We start from the raw sequence: 19,591 nt of genomic DNA on the forward strand, positions 1-19,591 counted from the left end.
GATTATTTTATGAACGCAACTCTTGAGAAAACAGCAACCGAGAAAACATTGGATGAGGCGGAATCTTTGAGCATTGACCTAACCGGACAAATCCAAATCCTGCACAATATCTTGATTGCTCATCATGCCGGGTGTGAGGAACTAGATGAGGATGTTCTGTGGGGGATGCAATCTATTCTCAAAGATTGCTTGGATAAGTCTGGGTTCATTCGTGATGCACTGATTCGCAGGGGATAAGTCAATCTCTTCTAATCTCGATTTAATGCCCCTTCTAGGCGATTCTAGGAGGGGCTTTGCCAAAATTGACACTACTAACGGAGTGCGATAGTATTTAGGTGTGATTCGGAGTTTTAAGTGTAACGAGACTAAAAAAGTCTTTGAGGGCTTGAAGTCTCGATACTTCCCCCCAGACATTCATGCAACCGCACAGCGAAAGCTGTTGATGGTTCATGCTGCTAATAAAATTCAAGACCTCAAAATCCCGCCAGGGAATCGGTTAGAGAAACTGGTAGGCGATCGAGAGGGTCAGTATAGTATTCGCATTAATAGTCAATGGAGGGTCTGTTTTAACTGGACAGAAGGCAACGCCGATCAAGTTGAGATTGTGGATTATCACAAATGAATAATAAAGCTCCAAATATAATCCATCCCGGAGAAATTCTAAAGCTGGAATTTTTAGAACCCCTGGAAATCACGGCTTACAAGTTAAGCAAAGATATACAGGTCTCCCAGACCCGTATCAGTGAAATTATTCAAGGAAAACGCTCTATTAGCGCAGATACGGCTTTACGCCTATCCCGTTACTTTGGGACAACACCCGAATTTTGGCTAAATCTCCAGGCACATTTTGACCTGACAAAAGCCACTAAAGCCCATGCACGGGACTATGAAAAGATTCCTATGGCTCAATTCGATAATGCCGCCTAACTATGGGAAATCCCATACACCCCTCAGAATCGCCTAGAACCGGGTTGTTTTCTGATTGGGGAGAATCTTACCCTATCGGCTTAATCTATGCCGTATTCTTCCAATAATTTGTCTATTGCCAATGATTTTGCCCAGGCATCAGCCCCAGGCATTCCGATTAAGGTAGTGGCAGCTTTGGCTAGGGCACAGCTTTCTGATGGGGAAATAGGCAATAATCGCTCACTCTCAGAAAGCATTTTATTTCCCAAGGCAACTTGTTTTTTGCCCAGGTGATTGAACGTGTCTCGGAATTGTGAACTTTGCTCTCTGTGGTGTCGTGCGCTTTCAATAATTTCAATTTCAAGTCTTAATTCTGCCTGGAAATCATCCCAGGCTTTTGCTCTACTTTGCCAATCAAATTGGGCAAAGTATCTCTTGAGAGTTGAAAGATTTTTTTCTGGTAGCAGAACGGTATTATCTCGGATGGCCTGAAGTAACCCCGTTAGGGAACGCCCTAACCCCAGGCTACGGTATGCCATGAAATAACCGTAAGCCTTTTGTGGTTCATGTTCTAGACGTTCCCAAGATGCCATCTTCAGTTAATTCTCTTATTTTTTCTGAGGTTCTGAAAAATTTAATTCAGACATCGGGATTTGATGCCGCATTGACCAATTTTTCAGGAATCCGTCACTACCTGGATGCTGCCCTGTGACCACTCGATAAGCTGCTATACGCTCACTTGGTGGAAGGTCGTATAGAGCGTCAATTTCGGACTTACTCAACAAGTTTCTACGGGCTGACGGGTCGCCTGAGACTTGAATATATTCCGTTTGGGGCCTGGTCAATTCGTAAAAAACGGGGCTTAATCTGTACTATTCGCAGTGCCGAAATAGCCAGCCTCTCTCATCAGAATTGATAGGTGTGGCGTTGCCTTTTAACAGTTCGGTTTTGCGATTTTTCTCTTGTTCTGGTAAGTCTTGAATAGATTGTAATTCGTTTTCTGTAGGTTCACGATCAGACAAAGCCATTTGATTTGCTTCCAATTATTGACAATCTGATTCTAGCGTTAGAATCGGGTTAGCTTCCAATGCTGAAAATCTTCCAGGCCCGATTGCATGGTAGATTTTGCTTTTAGGCATCAAACAACAAATTACAAAGCGGTTCACCCCAGAATCGAAGTGATTTGCCGTTAATCTTGATAACTTGCTCCACACAGTCTAGGAAATTGGTTAGGGTTTTGCGTTCTTTCTCGGTTAGGCTTGAGCGTTCCAATACTGTAAGAATCCGTAACCGCAAATCAGCAATCTGTTTTTTGCCTCGTACCGTGATATTCATTTGTTTTCTCTCAATCAACAGGTTACTTAAAATATAGCAACGGTAAAATCAAAAGGTTAATCTCTCAATTCAATCCCTACCAGGCCCGCCGCCTGGTTTCTTTTTTTACTGGGTTTTACTGACCCTCCACAGCAATCAATCCAATTTCAACCATTCTCAATAACTCCATTGTTCTCTCAATTAGGTATGTGACAGTTACTTCGTGTAGATAGTCCCGTAGCTTTTAGAAGTTGTTCGATTTTGGTGGTTTTGCTGTCATGTTTTTGATTTGCTGTCATGGTCTGGAAATAAAAATGATTATTCTCTGATGGCTATGACAGCAAATAGGATTTATGACAGCAAATACCCTATTTTTGATAAACTCCAAAAAGCTACGGGATTGCTTTACCCTAAAAATTGGCACACACTAGAGTCTCGGAAATAGGCCTGGGAATAGAATCTTTTGGCTTGCGAATCCGTACCCCTAAGAAATAATGCCCCTCCATATCCTTGGCGTGTGAAACTTGCCAGCCTAACTGGTTTTCCAGCAAATCCTTCAAAAGTGGCACAAATCGCTTAATCCCCAAGATTTTCACGCCCGAATCCAGGCAATGCTGGCAATAGTTTGGATAAATCTTTGACTCCCAAAATTCGTAAAAATCTTGGTAAACGTAGCGACTATCCTTGTCCCCAAAGCTCTGACGGCTTTTCTTGCCCAAGCCAACGTAAGTTTTTTCGATTGGGTCAAAAATCAGGCACTCATCTACCCAGGCCGCAATCGGATTTGAGTTAATCAAGGTATCAGCCTTGTATTTCCGCAAGACTTCAGAATCGGTATCCGCCGCCCGAATCAGGGTAGCCACTTCTTCATCTGAGAGTTCCAATACCCAATTGAGCAACCCAGGCAATTCTGAGGCAAAATCACCCGTTACCTTGCCTTTTACGAAACTGATTAACGTCTTTTGCTTATCGCTTGGCACACGGTTAAGAAACGGCACTGTAAGCCGCCGCCGTGCCAGTCCTGAAGTGTAATCACCGCTTTGAATTGTCTCGTTAGCTGCCACAATTACCAGGCACTCAGGCGTATAGGAATCGCCTACGTTTTGATACTTTCGCTCGATTGGAATCGAATCTTGCCCCGTGATTGCCTTGAGAACTGAAACCGTACCGCCATAGTGTTCGCTGTCAGTGATTACCGCTAATCGCTTATCTACCAGGCCCGCCGTCTCGAATCGGTTAGTTTCTAGGCGTTTTAACTCTGTGGTGAAGGAATTGATTAGCCCGACTAGGGCCTGGGCAAACCGGATATAGGTGCTTTTTCCCGTTCCCCCAGGCCCGATTAACTCCAGGTATTTCTGAAGGTCAGTTCTCCCCAATAAAATCGCATTTAGATACGCCCGTAAAATCTCTACTAGAGCTAAATCACCGCCTACAGTTTGAGTCAGCCAAGCAATAATTTTGGGACACTGGGCCTGGGGGAGAAAATCGTAAGGCAGTTGCCAACGTAAATCGAAGTCTGGGGAATGTGGCTCTAATTTCCTGGTTTCCAGATTCAGCACACTATTGACCAAGGGTAGATATTTCCGGTCGGTTAACCAGGCCCGTTCCAACAATTCGACTTGAGCAAGGTAAGCTGCCCCACGAATTAAGTCGGTCTTGAAAGTCTGGTTAGTAGTGGACTTAATCAGGCGAATTAACGCCCGTTCAATCACCCGTGTTTTGCAGATTTTCCAAACTCCAGAATCGTAAACGTACCAGTTTTCAGTTTCCAGGCAATAGCGAAACTTATTAGAAAACTGACTCACGAATTCCGCCGCTAACCCACTCTGACTCCAGACTTCTGATTTTGCGGTTTGGGTTAAAACTTCGGTCTGATTTTCTGAAGTGAACTCACGCCATTCCTCAATCGAATCCCTTAAGCAATCCTCAATCTCTTGATTGCTGAGTCCTTTAGTTTTTAACTCCCGAATCCAATCAAATAGGTCTAGCCCACCGTCTTTAGGCAACCGTTGCCACAGGGGGGAATCAGGAAAAGCGTAAAGCCAGAGAGAACCCGGATAATCGGCAGCAACCGCCTCAGCGTATTTCAGTCCGCATTTATCCCTGTCAGGGCAAATAACTAAAAGTCCAGGGTCTAAAAGGTTCCGATACTGCTCGCTTTTATAGCCGCTACTGCCGCCCAAAGTCGTGATTGCCACAAGTCCTGATTCTTTTAAGGAATCAGCTACAGGTTCACCCTCTACCCAGAAAACGAACTCCCCTTTAGCTTGAGCTTGCGTGGCCTGGTAAAAATTGAACGGCATTACAAGGCTATTTAATTCTTCTGTCTTTTGCCCCTCAATTAAGGACTTCTGCCAAAATTTCCGTTTACCGTCTCCAAAATCTTGCCGAAAGACTTGAATAGTGGGTAATCCTTGAGAGTCGCAATAAATCCAATTTCTATTCTGTTGGGGTCGGTTAGGCTTTTCCCTTTGCAACGGTGCGATTTTATCTCGAATTGCTTTTTTTCCTGCCTCAGTGCCAGCACAGCCACAGCCAAAAGTTTAGTACTTGCCTGTTTTCTGGCAAACCTTGAAATTGGGAGAATCGCACAAAGGGCAAAGGAAGCTGAGTTCAGTTTTAGACTCGTAGCCGCCATCAGAAACTAATTTATCCTGATGGTCACGAATATCAAAGGTCATGATTTTTCTCTCTGAAATTACAGGGATAGAGAAAAACCTTGTAGGGTAGAATAAAGACAAGAATTTTTTTAATCTAACCCACAAGGAAAAGCCTCCCAGACGGTAATCTGAGGGGCTTTTTTTGGGGTTACTTCACTTTTTCAAGCTGCTTTAATCGACCTTGGCAAAAGCGATTGTGCGCTGCTAAGTTCCCGGAAGATTCAGAGGCTAGAAAGTGCCTAATTGCCTCCCAGTCGTAGCGTTTACGGTTCCCAATTCGGACGTAGTGGACACCCGGAATTAAGCTCTTTTTCGTGATTCGGTAAACGGTTTTGGGACAAACGACTAACCTTTCGGCTAGTTCCGACTCGCTTAAGAAATCTGTCACCTGAAAAGTCCCTTTAAGTTCGACTCTTCCAGATTAGGTCTGAAATTTCCTTAGAAACTTAAAGATAAAAATCCTGAAAGCCTCTCTGTCAGGGTTTTACGCTATCTGTAACTATTTAGGCGTAATTTTCGTGAGTGTTGCTTTTGATTTGACGAGAATCTGAGTCAAGGCCATTCTTGCTCTCACCATATCGTTATATTTTTTTTGAAAGTTGTAGTTTAGGTTAGCGAGTGACTGGGATTGAGTAATAAAAATTTTGGTGCAACAGGCGGAAAATGGTACTGATTGAATCGCAATTAATGATCGGTTGATATTTTGCTGGTGTTTCATTACTCGTGTAGCAGTTTCATTCGTGTTAACCACTAAGAACATGACTAATTGATGCTCTAGGACTAGATATGACATCCAGGCTGGTACTCGCTCGGATTCGGACTTAAGTCCATCAATTTTCGGTAAATACCCCTCAGAGTGCATCTCGACTAGAACTTTTTTTAATGCCAACCAAAGCTCACACTCACCCAAAACCATGGGACGGGAAAATTCATTATTTTCTCGACACCTGGGGAGTGGGTAACTTTTCATGATTCCCTCAATCTCCGTTCTGATAAATTCGGCTATCACATATCTGCGGTAAGTCAAAATTTCTCTACCAATATCGGTCTGCCAGTAAGGAGTTCTGTCTGGCATCCATAATCGACTAAGCCACTTATGCCAGTAATCTGCTTCAGATGGCAAAACCACCCAAGGGTCTAAGCAAGCGTACATTTCTTACCTCTCAATAGAAATTAGGTAGAGTCACTTTTTCGATTTGATGAGCGTAGTTTTTGAACATGACTTCTTTTGTATGTCCACTCAAACGAGCTACGGTAATCGGGTTATAGCCCTCATGCAAAAGGTGGCTTACAAAGCTGTGCCTTGCCAGGTAAGGATGCCCTTTTTGTTCCAATTCACCCATGATTTTTTTCCAGGCCCGATTCCTGAAATTGTGAAGATCAATATATTTCCCTTCAGGGCTTGGAAAAACCAGATCATCAGGCAAGGGATGTCTTTCCAAACTCAGAGAATAGAGAACTTGCCTTAAGGTTTCTGGAATGGGTAGAGTTCTGGATTTGTTGGTTTTGGTAGCTTTTAATGTTTTGCGGCTATAGGAAAATCCAATCCAGGCCTGGGAGAAATCCTCAGTTAAATGTCGCCACTGCAAAGCAATTAGTTCACCCGGTCGGCAACCCAGGCTAAATAGTGCCAAGACAAAAGGATAATAATGCCGATAATATGGATTTCGGCTGAACGCCTCTAAGATTAGTTGCCCCTGTTCCTTAGTGAATGCCTCATATTCTTGCCGGGGCGGTACTTTGATAGTCAATCCTTCTACCGGATTGACTGAAACCAAATCTTGACCAATTGCCCACTTGAACATCGCATTAAGGAGGACTAATTGCTTTTTAGCGTAAGATTCTCCATTCTGACCTGTTAGCCATGCCAAAAAATGCTGCCCATCATCCACGGTCACAAGTGATTTACCGTACCGCCTCAGGGTCGAGAGAACTGGATTATAAGTAGAGTCTTGAGTTGCCAGAGAGATTTTCCCTGTTTTCAACTTATAGACGGTAAATCGTTCCCACAGTGATAAAACATCAGTCTTTTTTGTTGCCAGAGACTCTGGTTTATATTTCTTAAGAGAACGGTCAAAATTTCCAGAGAGCATATCAAGTTCAATTTCTCTGGCTTTTTTCTCTGCCACAGCCCAACCAGTCGGACTATCACTGATACCCAAATTGATTGGCAGACCCTGAAACCCTTGCCACTTCGTTAATTCTCAATAAGACTTGATACCCAAATGATACCCAAACTTGTCCGAAACTGTCCACAAGAGTCTTATTTTGTCCTGTTATTGAGACTAGCCTATTAAGATATTAAAAAGGGGCAAACCCGGAAATGCTTACCCCATAAGGTTTTTAACTTACGAACATGGAGGGATTTGAACCCCCGACCCTCAGAACCGGAATCTGATGCTCTATCCACTGAGCTACATGTCCACGGGCTCTAATTATAGCCCAATTTTTCGGCTCTTGTTGCTGTTCTGGGTTGACATTGGCCCAAGGCTCGGACTAATTCCGGAATTTTAATGGGCTTACTGAGATAATCATCCATCCCCGCGTCTAAACAAATGTCTCGATCCCCCTCCATGGCATTGGCCGTCATGGCAATGATCGAGGGACGATTTTGCGAGGGCCAGGCCCTGATGATTTCTTGAGTGGCCGTAACTCCATCCATTTCTGGCATTTGCATATCCATCAAGACCACATCATAGGGTTGTCGTTGGAGTGCTGCGAGGACTTCCAGACCATTGGCCACCACATCTGCCCGATATCCTAAGCGTTCTAAAATTCGCAAGGCAACCATTTGATTCACCTTATTATCTTCTGCCAGCAATATTTTCAAGGAGGGGAGATGTTTGGCCAAATCAGCCATCGAAGTTTCTGGGGAGAGGGTTGTGGGTTTTTGGAGAGTTTGGCTGGCCTGGGACTCATTCAAGATGCGTAATAGGACATTGAAAAGGGCGGATTGTTTGATGGGTTTAGCAATGGCGGCGACAAAATGTTGACTGGCAATGAGGTCATTTCCCTGGCCAACGGATGAAAGCATAACTAAGGGGAGATTTTTATGGGTCTCCAGAGCATGAATCGCTTGTCCCAGTTCCAGGCCATTCATTTGCGGCATATGGAGATCCAAAATTGCCAAATCAAACCTAGCCCCCGCTTTTAGGGCCGTCAACGCCGATTGCGCATCCGGATAGGCTTGGGGTTCCATTTGCCAGGATGTCGTTTGTAACTCTAGAATTTGGCGGTTGGTGGCGTTATCATCCACAATTAAGACTTTCCGGCCTTGAAGAGAGGCAATTGTGTGGGAGGGGTTTTGTTCCCCGGCCTGGAGATTAACGGGCATCGTAACCGTAAAGTAAAAAGTTGATCCCGTGTTGGTGAGTTGAGAGGGGGGAATTGGGGTAAACGCTAAGGCGGGTTGTCCAGCTTGGGCCAGATTACCACTATCATCCCGACTTTCCAGCCAAATTGTCCCCCCCATCGCCTCTGCTAAACGCTTACAAATGGCCAAGCCCAGGCCAGTCCCCCCAAAATAGCGCGTTGTTGAAGCATCCACCTGACTAAAGGGCTGAAATAGGCGGGTCACGCCCTGAGGAGAAATACCAATCCCCGTGTCACGAATCGCAAATTGAAAGACATAGGGCTGGAGAATGGGGCAGTGGGGATGTTCTGTTGCCTCTGGAGTGGGATCGGGATGATCAGGAGTGAGCGGATGGGCCTGGATATAAAGTACCACTTCCCCTGCCGCCGTAAATTTCAAAGCATTCCCAATCAGATTAACTAAAATTTGTCGTAATCGCCCCATATCGCCCGTCACCGCGACCGGGGTATTAGGTTCCATGTGATAGGCCAACTCCAAGCCCCGTTCATTAGCCCGCCCGGCCAGCAAATCTAAAGCTTCCTCAGCACAGGCCCGGAGGTCAAAGGGATAGGATTCAATTTCTAGTCGTCCTGACTCAATTTTGGAGAAGTCTAAAATATCGTTAATTAGGCTGAGTAAGGCATCGCCACTGGCCCGGATTGTATTCAAAAACTCATGTTGCTGTTCGGTTAATTCCATGTCTAACAACAAGCCAGTTAAGCCAATAATCGCGTTCATGGGGGTGCGGATTTCATGACTCATGGTGGCGAGGAAGTCACTCTTAGCCCGACTCGCCTGTTCTGCTGCGTCCTTGGCCTGGGCCAAATATTGTTGCTGCTCCATAGCCTGAGTAACATCTTCGTAGCTGCCGATATATCCCGTCAGTTGATCATTGGCAAAAACTGGCACCCCTCGCCCAATCATCCATCGCTCCTGCCCATCTCTAACTAAGCGAAACTGATGCTGCCAGGATGTTTGCTTTTTAACACTATCAAACCAAGAATTCACCATTGCGTCCCGATCATCGGGATGGGTAAAGTTCACCCAATCCCCGCGGGTCAATTCTGTTTGGGAAAGTCCATAAATTTCTAACATTTTCTGGTTGGCATAGGTATTCATTCCTTCGGCATTGGCCTGGAACACACCCACCGGCAACATATCACTGAGATAGCGAAATGTGCGCTCACTTGCCTCTAAAGTTTGATTCAGATGATATTGGCGTAACTGTTCCCAACTAATTTTGGCGGAAACACCAGCCACTGCTAAGGCCAAGAGGCAAAATAATCCAATGAATTGCAGCCGTAAGGGAGAAGTCGAAGCCGAGAGAGCCTGATCTGAAATACGGGAAACAATAATATAGCTGTGATTGGTCTGCTTTGTCCCTTGGGGGGTAATTCGCTTAAACGTAAACAGGCCATCAGCAGTTTCAATCTGCCCAGATGATTGGGTTTGGAGCAGTTGCCACACTTGGGGATATCGTTGGGCAAAGGATTGTTTTTCTAAAGATGGAAACATGAATGACCAATGATCATCCGGCTGTTCTCCAAGAATCCACTCCCCTTCAGCATTCAATAATTGACAAGGGCCTAGGGGGCTAATGCAGTTTTGTTTAAAGTCCTTAAATAGATCATTGGCGGTGTAATCAACCACAAGGGTGCCTTGAAATTGACGGGTTTGCGAAAAGATCGGCGTAACAAAACGAATCAATGGATAGTATGGTTGGAGGATTCGTCCTGAATCGGTTTTTAACTCTATGGAATTGGCTTGAACTTCTTTAGGCTGCCATGTTCTCAGGTCTGTGGAATCAAAGCCTAATGATGTGGCCAGTTGTCTGTCGAGTTGAGGTTGACTCAGTTGGGCCTGGTGCTGGGAATTTAAGACAAAGCGGGCAATTTCTACACCATCTGGATTAAGAAAATGCAAGGCATCGTAAAGCCCCTTATTTTGGGTGTAGTCTTTAATGTCTCTTAAATAGTAGTCTGGGGCCGTTATACCCTTTTGCAAGATGGTTTGAACACTACTTTGAGAACCAAGGGTACGAATATCGGAAATGACTCGTTCATAGGTGTTACTAATGGTACTGATGCCCCGCTCAATTTTGGACTCTTCCCGCAATTGGTAATCCAACCGAGTATTATTTTTCTGACTTGTGTAAATGTAACCCAGAAATAAGCCAATCACGACTGACAGAGGAGCAAATATGAGGAGAAATCGCTGGCCTAAAAAACGCGCATCATTGATCATGATTGGGGTTTGACCCACCCTAGAGACGATGATAGCCTTGACCTGGAGACTATTCTTAGCCTAACCTATTGGCTTTATCAATTTGGAGGCTCAGGAGGGCCCTAAAAAGTCTGATGCACCAGTAATTGGCTCAAGCCCCAGGCCAGGCCAGCAGTCCCTAAGGGAACCGTCAAATTATCAATCCCCCAACGGGAAAATGTCTCCAGGCCCGTTGCAAACACCCCCAAGACAAGGGCAATGAATATTACAGATACCCCTCCCAGATTTCCCTGTAACCCCAAAACCAGGCCAGCAATCACCATAGTCACCAGGGCCATCGTCAAGGAACCTTCCCAGCTTTTTTTGATCCCGCCAACTTGATAGGGATGCCGCCCCCAACGCTGACCAATCATCGCGGCCAAACCATCTCCATAGGCCATGGTTAAAATCCCTAGGGCTGGATAAGCAGGGGCAGTCGGCCAAAACCAAGCCAGTAAAACGCCAATACTAACGGCATAGAAAAATGTGCCCCAACTTTGGCGGCCAATGCCACTGATACTGGGTAAAACTGGATAGCGGTAAGAAAGCAGCGTTAACCCACTAAAGAAAATGGAGGCAATAATCCCCAAAATAGCGGGAATCTGAAACCACCAGGCCAGGAGAATAATATTACCCGTGCCAATGTGAACAATTTTGCGAGAAACTTCGGCTCCCCAAGTTGTCCAACGATAGGTCAATTCTGCTGTGAGTAAAACAATACCAAGCCAAGCTATCACAATCCCCACACCTAAACTATGGGTTTGAATCAGGGTGAAAATTTGATTGGGGGATAACTCAGGCATAATTCAAACAGAATCCATCATCGTTTGCTACTTGCTATAGTTGTCCTAAGATCAAGCACTGGAAACCCCTCAATCCATAAGTTTAGGGATACAAGTCGTGACACCCCAATTTGATTATCCACGGGTTACTGACGAATTACTCAATCAAATCATTCAGAAAATTATCAGCGTGGGGACACCGTTGCAGATTATCTTATTCGGCTCCTATGCTCAAGGCAATGCCAGACCGGACAGTGACCTCGATATATTGATTGTGGAGGAGTCAGAATTACCTCGCCATCAACGGGCATCCCGCTATTACCAAGCCACAACAGGTTTATTTCCGAAAAAGGATATTACGGTATGGACGATGGCCGAAATTGAGGCCTGGTCAGCCGTACCCAATGCTTTCATTACCACGGTGTTAGAGCAGGGAAAAGTTCTCTATGAAAGACCGAAATGATCTGGCTCTTGGTTGGTTTCGCAAGGCAGACAGCGACTTAACGGCTGCGGAAGTGATTTTGGGAACGTCTGGCCCCTATGATACTGTCTGCTTTCATGCTCACCAAGCTGCTGAAAAATATCTCAAAGGGTTCCTGTCATTACAAGGTATCGCAATTCCCCGCAGTCATGACCTTTTAGAGCTAAATCGCCTGTGTGGGTCTCTTGCATCAGTGTGGGTCGTTGATAAGCAACTTCTTGCTGAGTTAATGCCCTTTGCAGTAGAAGTTCGCTATGACTTAGATTTTTTCCCTGAACAAAGCGAGGCCGCTTCAGCGTTAGCCATAACAAAGCAGATTCGAGATGCTGTCCTGCGGGTGATTGATCTACCCTAAATGACGATCTGGAATAGGCAGTGTATTCTTCTTGAACGTAATTATGAGGTTAATCCTAGTCATTAGGAATAAAAATCGTTATGCGGCTAATCTTAGGGTCTTGTGCTTGGTTTTGAATTTCCTCCAGTCGCTGGGCTGATAAGGGCTGTCCCCTAAATAGTTCCTCTGGGGTCGGGCCGGTATTGGGATAGTGAATATAAATCCCCCCGCGAAACTCTCGAAAGTTTGAGTCATCGGCTCCGGCAACAAACTGGCCTGGGCGGTTGAGGGGTTCACCTTGTCCATTGGCGGTGGCTAGGGGGTCGCCCAATTTGACTCCACGATTGGTTTGGCCCCGGAAAAAAGGCTCAGCTACAGAAAGGCTGGACAACTTTAATTCACCACAGGCCGGGTATTTTGCTAAAAAAGCTTTGAGGTTTTGATAAATCTCTGAGTGGGTTCTAAGGACACCGGCTTGGTCTTGACAGGCTCTGGTAACAATGAATAAAAACGCGGCCTGGCTACCTTGAAAGTTAAGTTCAATGCCTTGCTCATCCCCATAGATTAGAGTCACTTGACCCGCGCCGATTTGATTGACAAACCCAGCCAATGTTGTTTTTCCCAATTCTAAATTCCCCAAGCCTTGGCCTGGAATCAGAGTTTTAGTCGCGTAGGGAGCTAGGGCTTTAGAATTGGCATCAAAAAATCCAAAACAACCTGTCAGCCCAGTCCCCAGAAACAGAGAAATAGCTACGGAGAGGTTAGGGACTGTCCTAAACATTGAAATGAGTCTTCCAGATGTTGGAATTAGAGTTTACTGCCACACTCTGGACAAAAGTGATGGGTCGAGATGGTTTTAGCTCCACAACTTGGACAGTAAATTAACTCCGCAGCTTTTTCCAGGGTGCGTTTTTCCGGCAGGCCAATCATTTGGGCATTACTCTTCCCAGGAGCCACCATTGGATAGCAGTTTTCATTTCGCACCACATGGGCATCAATGAGTACCGGGCCATCGTAGGCTAGCATCTCGGCAATGGCAGATTCTAATTCATCCCGATGGTCAATTCGCAGCCCCCGTACCCCAAAAGCCTCAGCTAACTTCACAAAGTCCGGCATTCCGGGTTCCATATTGGAGTGGGAATAGCGTTCTGCGTAAAAAGCCTCTTGCCACTGACGCACCATGCCCTGCCAGAAATTGTTAATAATGACGGTTTTCACCGCAATGCCGTACTGGGCCAGGGTGGCCAATTCTTGGAAGTTCATCTGGAAACTGGCATCACCACTAATGCAAATCACCTGTTGCTGCCCGACGGCCATTTTCGCTCCCATCGCTGCTGGTAAGCCATAGCCCATTGTCCCCAGGCCTGCACTAGAGATCCATTGCCTTGGCCCGTTTTTCAGGAATTGCGCCGCCCACATTTGATGCTGCCCCACATCGGTGGTAAAAAAGGCATCCGGGGCCTGGACTCCCAGTTGATGAATCACCTCTTGGGGCGAGAGCTTACCCTCTGGATGGGGAATCACTAAGGGATAGTCCGCTTGCCAATGGCGAATTCGCTCTAACCAGGCCTGGGTTTTGCTGGGGGTGGGTGGTTCACTGTCCCGAATCAGGGTGAGTAATTCCGTTAAGACAGCCCGGACATCGCCAACAATCGGCACATCAGGAGCGCGATTTTTACCCACTTCTGCCGGATCAATGTCAATGTGAATCACTTTGGCCCGGGCCGCAAATTCATCAAGTTTCCCCGTCACCCGATCATCAAACCTGGCTCCCACTGCAATCAAGAGATCACATTCACTCACGGCAAAGTTGGCATAGGCGGTTCCGTGCATCCCCAGCATTCCCAGGGCTAATTCATGGGTTTCATCAAACGCGCCTTTCCCCATTAGGGTGGTGGTGACGGGAATATGGAACTGCTCGGCCAGATGTTTAATTTCCGTATGGGCCCCGGCGGCAATGGCTCCCCCACCCACATATAACAGAGGGCGATGGCTGTGGCGGATTAACTTCAGGGCCTGGGAGACTTGGCGGGCGTTTCCTTTGACGGTGGGTTTATAGCCAGGCAGTTTGACAGTCCCGGGGGCAATGGGTTTATAGGGACATTCCTCCAGGCCAACATCCTTGGGAATATCCACTAAGACGGGGCCGGGGCGACCAGTACTGGCAATATAAAAGGCTTCGGCAATGATCCGGGCCATGTCCGCGGCCTGGCGCACCACATAGGAATGTTTAACAATCGGCAGTGTAATCCCGTAAATGTCCGTTTCTTGAAACGCATCTGTGCCAATGGCATGACGGGGAACTTGGCCGGTAATTACCACCATCGGAATCGAGTCCATATGGGCTGTGGCAATGCCAGTGACAAGGTTTGTTGCCCCCGGCCCCGATGTCCCAAAACATACCCCAACCTTCCCGGTGGCCCGTGCATAACCATCAGCAGCGTGGGCGGCCCCCTGTTCATGGCGGACTAAAATGTGGCGAATATCTCCGCGGGCCTCAGCACGGTATAGCTCATCATAAATTGGGAGAATCGCCCCACCTGGATAGCCAAATATACACTCGACCCCATGACGACAAAGGCTATCGAGGAGAATAAATGCACCAGTTGCACGCACAGGCCAACCTCACAGACAAGCACTAAAGAAAGCTAGGTAATTTTTGAGAAAAACTAAAGCTAATTTTATTAATTGTAATTGGGTTCCTTGGAGTGTGTCGAGATAGCTGCCGCAGACATGGGCAGATACTTAATATTTTGTTACAAGTACTCCTAAACCAAGATAAATTGGGGGTTCTGATGGCGGCAAAATGTTAATTCATACCATAGCTGGCCATGATTTGCAGCGGATCATGCCCGATGATTTTTGCATCAGAACTATAGAGTATTGTTAAGCCCAGTATTGATTGTTAAATGGTGCTGTTATTCAGGTAGTTTATGACGGATAAATTGTTTCCCCCAGGCCTGGAGTCTTTAGCGGGTGATCTTGTGGTCTCCTGCCAGGCCCCCAGTGATTCTCCCTTGCATGATCCAATGGTGATTGCCGCGATGGCGAAAGCTGCGGTGATTCAGGGGGCCGTTGGAGTGCGGATTGATAGTCCTGCCCATGTGGCCGCTGTCCGGAAAGTGGTTTCAGTCCCGATCATTGGCCTGTGGAAACAAGTTAGTCCCGCCTATCCGGTTTATATTACCCCCCGATTTGATCAAGCCGAAGCGGTGGCCTTAGCTGGAGCCGATGTGATTGCCATTGATGCAACTAGCCGCCAGCGTCCAGAAGATTTAGCCGGGTTAATTACCCAAATTCGGACTGTTCTCCGTAAACCAGTGATGGCCGATATTGACTCCTTAGAAGCCGCCGCTGCCGCCGCCCAGTTGGGTGTGGACTGTGTGGGGACAACCTTATTTGGCTATACGGAATTAACAGCCCATGAAACACCCCCGGCCTGGGATTTATTACAGCGATTAGTGACCACGATGGCAATTCCTGTGATTTGTGAAGGGGGGATCAGTTCACCAGCCATGGCCCGCCAAGCCTTAGAGTTAGGAGCCGACTGTGTTGTTGTAGGAACAGACATTACCGGAATTGACCTGAAGGTTCAAGCCTATCTGCGAGGGATCCGTAACCCTTAAGCGTCCGTCATAATTAAGCTAATTGCTCCGATTCGGGATGGATCATGTCCCAGGCCACTGCCCCCCAACTCTACAGCCCTGAAGAATATCTGGCATTTGAAGAAACTGCCCGAGAGCGACATGAATATATTGACGGAGAAATCAGGCTCATGCCCGGCGGAAGACGAAACCACGCCAAACTGGGTGGAAGGCTTTTTTTTCTCTTGACCTTAGCCCTTGATTCTCAACCCTATGAGATTTATCCCAGTGATATGCGGATCTGGATTCCAGCCAGAAACGTTTATACCTACCCTGACTTAACCATGACGCTTTATCCCTCCCAAACTCAGCCTGGCCGAGACGATGTGGTGATCAATCCAGTGTTAATTGCGGAAGTCTTATCAAAGTCAACCCAGGCCTATGATCGGGGTGAAAAATTTGCGATTTACAAAGCGATTCCTACACTGCAAGAATATCTATTGATTGATCAATATCAGGTTGAAGTCTGGCAATTTATCAAACAACCGGATGGTCAATGGCAGGAAATAATTCTCAGTGGATTAGACGCAACTCTAACCTTAACGTTTGCCAATGTCACGATCCAATTAGCTGATCTGTATCAAAAAACTGACTTAATCCCTTAACCCTCATGATCTCTATCAGCCCCCTCACCCAACGCTACAGTCCCGAAGCATATTTGGCACTTGAAGAGACTGCCCGAGAGCGACATGAATATATTGACGGAGAAATCAGACTCATGCCTGGGGGAACCCGCAATCATTGCAAACTGGGGATTTGGCTTTGTGTTCTGTTAACCTTAGCCATTGACTCTCAGCCCTATGAAGTTTACAACGGTGATATGCGCCTCTGGATTCCGCAGCGAAACGCTTATACCTATCCTGATTTAACGATTGTTCCTCAGCCCTCCGAAACTCAGCCTGGCCGAGACGATGTGGTGATCAATCCAGTGTTAATTGCGGAAGTCTTATCAAAGTCAACCCAGGCCTATGATCGGGGTGAAAAATTTGCGATTTACAAAGCGATTCCTACACTGCAAGAATATCTATTGATTGATCAATATCAGGTTGAAGTCTGGCAATTTATCAAACAACCGGATGGTCAATGGCAGGAAATAATTCTCAGTGGATTAGACGCAACTCTAACCTTAACGTTTGCCAATGTCACGATCCAATTAGCTGATCTGTATCAAAAAACTGACTTAATTCCTGAAAAATGATGATGTCTGCAACTACCTTAAATCAAAGTTATCGCTCTCAAGAGTATTTAGCATTTGCAGAAACTGCCCGAGAGCGATATGAATATAGTGACAGAGAAATCAGGCTCATGCCCAGCGGAACCCCTAACCACAAGAGCATATCTGGAAATTTTCTATTTCTGCTCAAGCTAGCTTTACGTTCTCAGCCCTATAAAATCTTCCCTGTCAATCAACGACTGTGGATTTCCGCAAAGAACATATATACGTATCCCGATCTAATCGTGACACACCAACCCATTAAACTTAAATCGGATCGGATTGATACTGTCATAAATCCATGGTTAATCGCTGAAGTGCGATCTAAATCAACTCGTAATTATGACTATGGAGAAAAATTTCCTGCCTATGGCACTATGGGTCGTTTGCAAGACTATCTTCTCATGGATAAATATCAAATTCAGATTGATCACTGTACCAAACCATCTCAGTCTCAATGGTTGTTAACCGTTTATAACGCGTCTGATCTGAACTCTATCTCCAGATGTGTTGGGTATTCAGATCAAAATCGCGGCTATTTGTGAGGATATTGAGTTTGAGTCTCCTGAGTCAGTTTAAGTTTTACATTGTGAATCTAAATCAATGAACCGAATTAACCCGTTCCTTGGCCTGGACTATCTTCCCGCATTTCAATCCCTCGGTGATCTTTACTCGGATCCGGTGGCGGCGGCCGAATTTCCTCAACATCTGTTGCGCTTTCGGAATAATCAGATCTTAGGGATTCTTGGCCTGGATCCCGATCGGGTTACGGATGAAGATTTTATTGCCGCCTTTGGCAAGTTTCAAGACCGCGAACCCCTCCTGGCCATGCGCTATCACGGGTATCAGTTTGGTGAATATAATCCCCGTTTAGGTGATGGGCGTGGTTTTTTATATGGACAGGTGCGGGGCCAGGATGGGGAACTTTACGACTTCGGCACTAAAGGCTCTGGCACAACTCCCTATTCACGGGGCGGGGATGGCCGCTTAACCCTCAAAGGCGGGGTGCGGGAAGTTTTAGCCTCAGAAATGTTGGCTCGCTTAGGGGTGAGAACCTCTCGGGCCTTGAGTTTAATTGAAACCGGGGAACAACTCTGGCGCGGCGATGAACCCTCTCCAACACGCTCAGCCGTCTTAGTCCGGTTTAGTCGCTCCCATATTCGTTTTGGCACCTTTGAACGTCTCCATGCCCTCCAACGCCCAGATTTAATTCCCCCCCTCCTTGATCACGTTTTAGAGTATTACTATCCCCACTTATTACACCGAGAGAATCCCTATTTAGATTTCTATCAAGAACTGGTGACCAAAACCGCAAAATTAGTGGCGCAATGGATGGCAGCGGGATTTTGTCATGCGGTGTTGAATACGGATAATATGTCCATCACGGGGGAGAGTTTTGATTATGGCCCTTTTGCCTTTATTCCCACCTATGATACGAACTTTACCGCGGCCTATTTTGATCACTACGGACGCTATAGCTATGGCAATCAACCCGGCATTTGTGTCTGGAACTTAGAAATGTTACAACGGCCTCTCGCCGCCGTCATAGATGCTAAGGCCATGGCCGAACACCTAGAAAAATTTGCCCCCCTGTTTCAAACGGCTTACATTGAAGCGATGATTCAACGGCTGGGATTACCCCAATTAGGACTTCCAGCGGCAACAAAGCTCGTCCAGGCCACGGGGGAATTTTTAGCCACCAGCCAAGTTGGTTATAGTGAATTTTTTGTTGAACTCCGCAAACAATTTAATCCCTTATGGCGCGTAGATGCCGGGCATATTTTGGCAGGTTCAGACCTTCTTACCCCCCTCAAACCCGAGCAGGTTGACAGTTGGCAAATGGCTTATTTCCAGGCCCTCAACCAACTCCCTGAATCAGAATTAGCCAACATCCAGACCAACCTGAAAACCTATAATTCTCTCGTCATCATGACCCGACCAACCATTGAGCAGATCTGGGAGGCGATTACAGAGCAGGATGACTGGGGGCCCTTTAATCAACTGATTTTGGCTATCCAAGCTTAAGGGAGGACTTCAATCGCGGCCTGGAAGCCATTATTAGCCAGGACTTGGACAAAATCCTCAGCCCGGTGACGCTCCTGAAAACTGCCCACTTGCATTGCAGATTGCCCTTGATAACGACTAAAAAAGGCTCCAGGGGCCAGGGTTTGCAATTGCGGTTCACCTAAATTAGACAAGACCACGACTCGATAACGGGGGCCAGCGGCAACAACAGTCACCGTACTGCCGGGTGGAGGAGGTAAGCGGTTGGCCTGGGTAGATTCCCCCACATAGCCCATTGGAATAGTGGCCCGCGGCACGGGTAAAACCCCTTCACTGCTGGGGATCGGGGGCGGGGCCGGGGGAGGAAAGCGGTTGGCTGGCGTTGTCAAGGCGGGAGATTCCGGCGGCGGCACAAGAATAGTCACAGCGTCCGGGCGATTTAAGGGGTTGGCCTGGGCCGTCTGGATCACAATCCCTGTGGCAACCAGAATAACAACGACCGTGATAATTAGTTTTGTGCGGGAGTTGATCCGATTCATAAGCATCAATTCAGGATAATCAAGGTTGGCAAAGTTTGACGAGTTGACTGCAAAGGTGAGTTCCCCAGGCCTGGGGCGATAAACCCAAAGGCGATAATAG

Annotated in this window: 22 protein-coding genes and 1 tRNA gene; 10 read left to right on the top strand and 13 right to left on the bottom strand. The window is 46.6% G+C overall.

Annotated features, from left to right (window positions below; translation table 11 throughout):
- Nucleotides 1-9: 9 nt before the first annotated feature.
- The 3 genes from RIF25_RS09190 (at nucleotide 10) to RIF25_RS09200 (ending at nucleotide 927) form a co-directional block, all read left to right on the top strand.
- Nucleotides 10-237, top strand: a complete 228-nt coding sequence (locus RIF25_RS09190) for a hypothetical protein (protein ID WP_322878247.1) — start codon at nucleotides 10-12, stop codon at nucleotides 235-237.
- 100 nt (nucleotides 238-337) lie between these two features.
- Complete coding sequence (locus RIF25_RS09195) at nucleotides 338-622, top strand: type II toxin-antitoxin system RelE/ParE family toxin (protein ID WP_322878248.1); 285 nt, start codon at nucleotides 338-340, stop codon at nucleotides 620-622.
- Nucleotides 619-927 (top strand): HigA family addiction module antitoxin, encoded by a 309-nt coding sequence (locus RIF25_RS09200; RefSeq protein WP_322878249.1) that lies wholly within the window; start codon nucleotides 619-621, stop codon nucleotides 925-927. Before RIF25_RS09195 ends, RIF25_RS09200 begins: the two co-directional genes overlap by 4 nt.
- An 80-nt stretch (nucleotides 928-1,007) precedes the next feature.
- On the opposite strand, the gene RIF25_RS09205 is transcribed toward RIF25_RS09200, so the two are convergent.
- The 10 genes from RIF25_RS09205 to RIF25_RS09250 form a co-directional block, all read right to left on the bottom strand.
- Entirely contained in the window at nucleotides 1,008-1,499 is a 492-nt protein-coding gene (locus RIF25_RS09205) for a hypothetical protein (RefSeq protein WP_322878250.1), read from the bottom strand.
- 279 nt (nucleotides 1,500-1,778) lie between these two features.
- The gene (locus RIF25_RS09210) at nucleotides 1,779-1,934 is read right to left on the bottom strand and encodes a hypothetical protein (protein ID WP_322878251.1); all 156 of its coding nucleotides are present in this window, start codon (nucleotides 1,932-1,934) and stop codon (nucleotides 1,779-1,781) included.
- Between the two features lie 103 nt (nucleotides 1,935-2,037).
- The gene (locus RIF25_RS09215; RefSeq protein ID WP_322878252.1) at nucleotides 2,038-2,241 is read right to left on the bottom strand and encodes a hypothetical protein; all 204 of its coding nucleotides are present in this window, start codon (nucleotides 2,239-2,241) and stop codon (nucleotides 2,038-2,040) included.
- A gap of 389 nt (nucleotides 2,242-2,630) precedes the next feature.
- Nucleotides 2,631-4,523 carry a DNA primase family protein gene (locus RIF25_RS09220; RefSeq protein WP_322878253.1) on the bottom strand — a complete coding sequence of 631 codons (1,893 nt, stop codon included), beginning with the start codon at nucleotides 4,521-4,523 and terminating at the stop codon, nucleotides 2,631-2,633.
- Nucleotides 4,524-5,028: 505 nt separating this feature from the next.
- Nucleotides 5,029-5,268, bottom strand: a complete 240-nt coding sequence (locus RIF25_RS09225; protein WP_322878254.1) for a helix-turn-helix transcriptional regulator — start codon at nucleotides 5,266-5,268, stop codon at nucleotides 5,029-5,031.
- Nucleotides 5,269-5,379: 111 nt separating this feature from the next.
- A complete protein-coding gene (locus RIF25_RS09230; protein ID WP_322878255.1) occupies nucleotides 5,380-6,033 on the bottom strand; it encodes a hypothetical protein in 654 nt (217 codons plus the stop codon).
- 10 nt (nucleotides 6,034-6,043) lie between these two features.
- Nucleotides 6,044-7,009, bottom strand: a complete 966-nt coding sequence (locus RIF25_RS09235; RefSeq protein ID WP_322878256.1) for a tyrosine-type recombinase/integrase — start codon at nucleotides 7,007-7,009, stop codon at nucleotides 6,044-6,046.
- 222 nt (nucleotides 7,010-7,231) lie between these two features.
- Nucleotides 7,232-7,304: transfer RNA gene (locus RIF25_RS09240), tRNA-Arg, on the bottom strand.
- A gap of 7 nt (nucleotides 7,305-7,311) precedes the next feature.
- Nucleotides 7,312-10,476: a response regulator gene (locus RIF25_RS09245; RefSeq protein WP_322878257.1), complete on the bottom strand. Its 3,165-nt coding sequence runs from the start codon at nucleotides 10,474-10,476 to the stop codon at nucleotides 7,312-7,314.
- Nucleotides 10,477-10,577: 101 nt separating this feature from the next.
- Nucleotides 10,578-11,297, bottom strand: a complete 720-nt coding sequence (locus tag RIF25_RS09250; RefSeq protein WP_322878258.1) for a diacylglycerol/polyprenol kinase family protein — start codon at nucleotides 11,295-11,297, stop codon at nucleotides 10,578-10,580.
- Between the two features lie 97 nt (nucleotides 11,298-11,394).
- On the opposite strand from RIF25_RS09250, the gene RIF25_RS09255 reads away from it, so the two are divergent.
- Both RIF25_RS09255 and RIF25_RS09260 read left to right on the top strand, forming a co-directional pair.
- A complete protein-coding gene (locus RIF25_RS09255; protein ID WP_322878259.1) occupies nucleotides 11,395-11,739 on the top strand; it encodes a nucleotidyltransferase domain-containing protein in 345 nt (114 codons plus the stop codon).
- Nucleotides 11,723-12,112, top strand: a complete 390-nt coding sequence (locus RIF25_RS09260) for a HEPN domain-containing protein (RefSeq protein ID WP_322878260.1) — start codon at nucleotides 11,723-11,725, stop codon at nucleotides 12,110-12,112. Before RIF25_RS09255 ends, RIF25_RS09260 begins: the two co-directional genes overlap by 17 nt.
- A gap of 55 nt (nucleotides 12,113-12,167) precedes the next feature.
- Here the strand turns inward: RIF25_RS09260 and RIF25_RS09265 are convergent, their stop codons facing one another.
- Entirely contained in the window at nucleotides 12,168-12,872 is a 705-nt protein-coding gene (locus tag RIF25_RS09265; protein ID WP_322878261.1) for a hypothetical protein, read from the bottom strand.
- A 26-nt stretch (nucleotides 12,873-12,898) separates the two neighbouring features.
- Entirely contained in the window at nucleotides 12,899-14,707 is a 1,809-nt protein-coding gene (gene ilvB / locus RIF25_RS09270) for a biosynthetic-type acetolactate synthase large subunit (RefSeq protein WP_322878262.1), read from the bottom strand.
- 317 nt (nucleotides 14,708-15,024) lie between these two features.
- Between ilvB and RIF25_RS09275 the strand changes: the two genes are divergently transcribed.
- The 5 genes from RIF25_RS09275 to RIF25_RS09295 are packed head-to-tail and all read left to right on the top strand — an operon-like array spanning nucleotide 15,025 to nucleotide 18,973.
- Nucleotides 15,025-15,717 (top strand): N-acetylmannosamine-6-phosphate 2-epimerase, encoded by a 693-nt coding sequence (locus RIF25_RS09275; RefSeq protein WP_322878263.1) that lies wholly within the window; start codon nucleotides 15,025-15,027, stop codon nucleotides 15,715-15,717.
- Nucleotides 15,718-15,761: 44 nt separating this feature from the next.
- Nucleotides 15,762-16,340, top strand: a complete 579-nt coding sequence (locus RIF25_RS09280; RefSeq protein WP_322878264.1) for a Uma2 family endonuclease — start codon at nucleotides 15,762-15,764, stop codon at nucleotides 16,338-16,340.
- Between the two features lie 5 nt (nucleotides 16,341-16,345).
- Nucleotides 16,346-16,933 (top strand): Uma2 family endonuclease, encoded by a 588-nt coding sequence (locus RIF25_RS09285; RefSeq protein WP_322878265.1) that lies wholly within the window; start codon nucleotides 16,346-16,348, stop codon nucleotides 16,931-16,933.
- A gap of 2 nt (nucleotides 16,934-16,935) precedes the next feature.
- Entirely contained in the window at nucleotides 16,936-17,493 is a 558-nt protein-coding gene (locus tag RIF25_RS09290) for a Uma2 family endonuclease (RefSeq protein WP_322878266.1), read from the top strand.
- A gap of 58 nt (nucleotides 17,494-17,551) precedes the next feature.
- Nucleotides 17,552-18,973 carry a protein adenylyltransferase SelO gene (locus RIF25_RS09295; protein WP_322878267.1) on the top strand — a complete coding sequence of 474 codons (1,422 nt, stop codon included), beginning with the start codon at nucleotides 17,552-17,554 and terminating at the stop codon, nucleotides 18,971-18,973.
- On the opposite strand, the gene RIF25_RS09300 is transcribed toward RIF25_RS09295, so the two are convergent.
- Nucleotides 18,970-19,491, bottom strand: a complete 522-nt coding sequence (locus tag RIF25_RS09300; protein WP_322878268.1) for a hypothetical protein — start codon at nucleotides 19,489-19,491, stop codon at nucleotides 18,970-18,972. The genes RIF25_RS09295 and RIF25_RS09300 overlap by 4 nt on opposite strands.
- Nucleotides 19,492-19,591 lie beyond the last annotated feature (100 nt).

Source organism: Pseudocalidococcus azoricus BACA0444 (genome assembly GCF_031729055.1).
Taxonomy (GTDB): Bacteria; Cyanobacteriota; Cyanobacteriia; order Thermosynechococcales; family Thermosynechococcaceae; genus Pseudocalidococcus; species Pseudocalidococcus azoricus.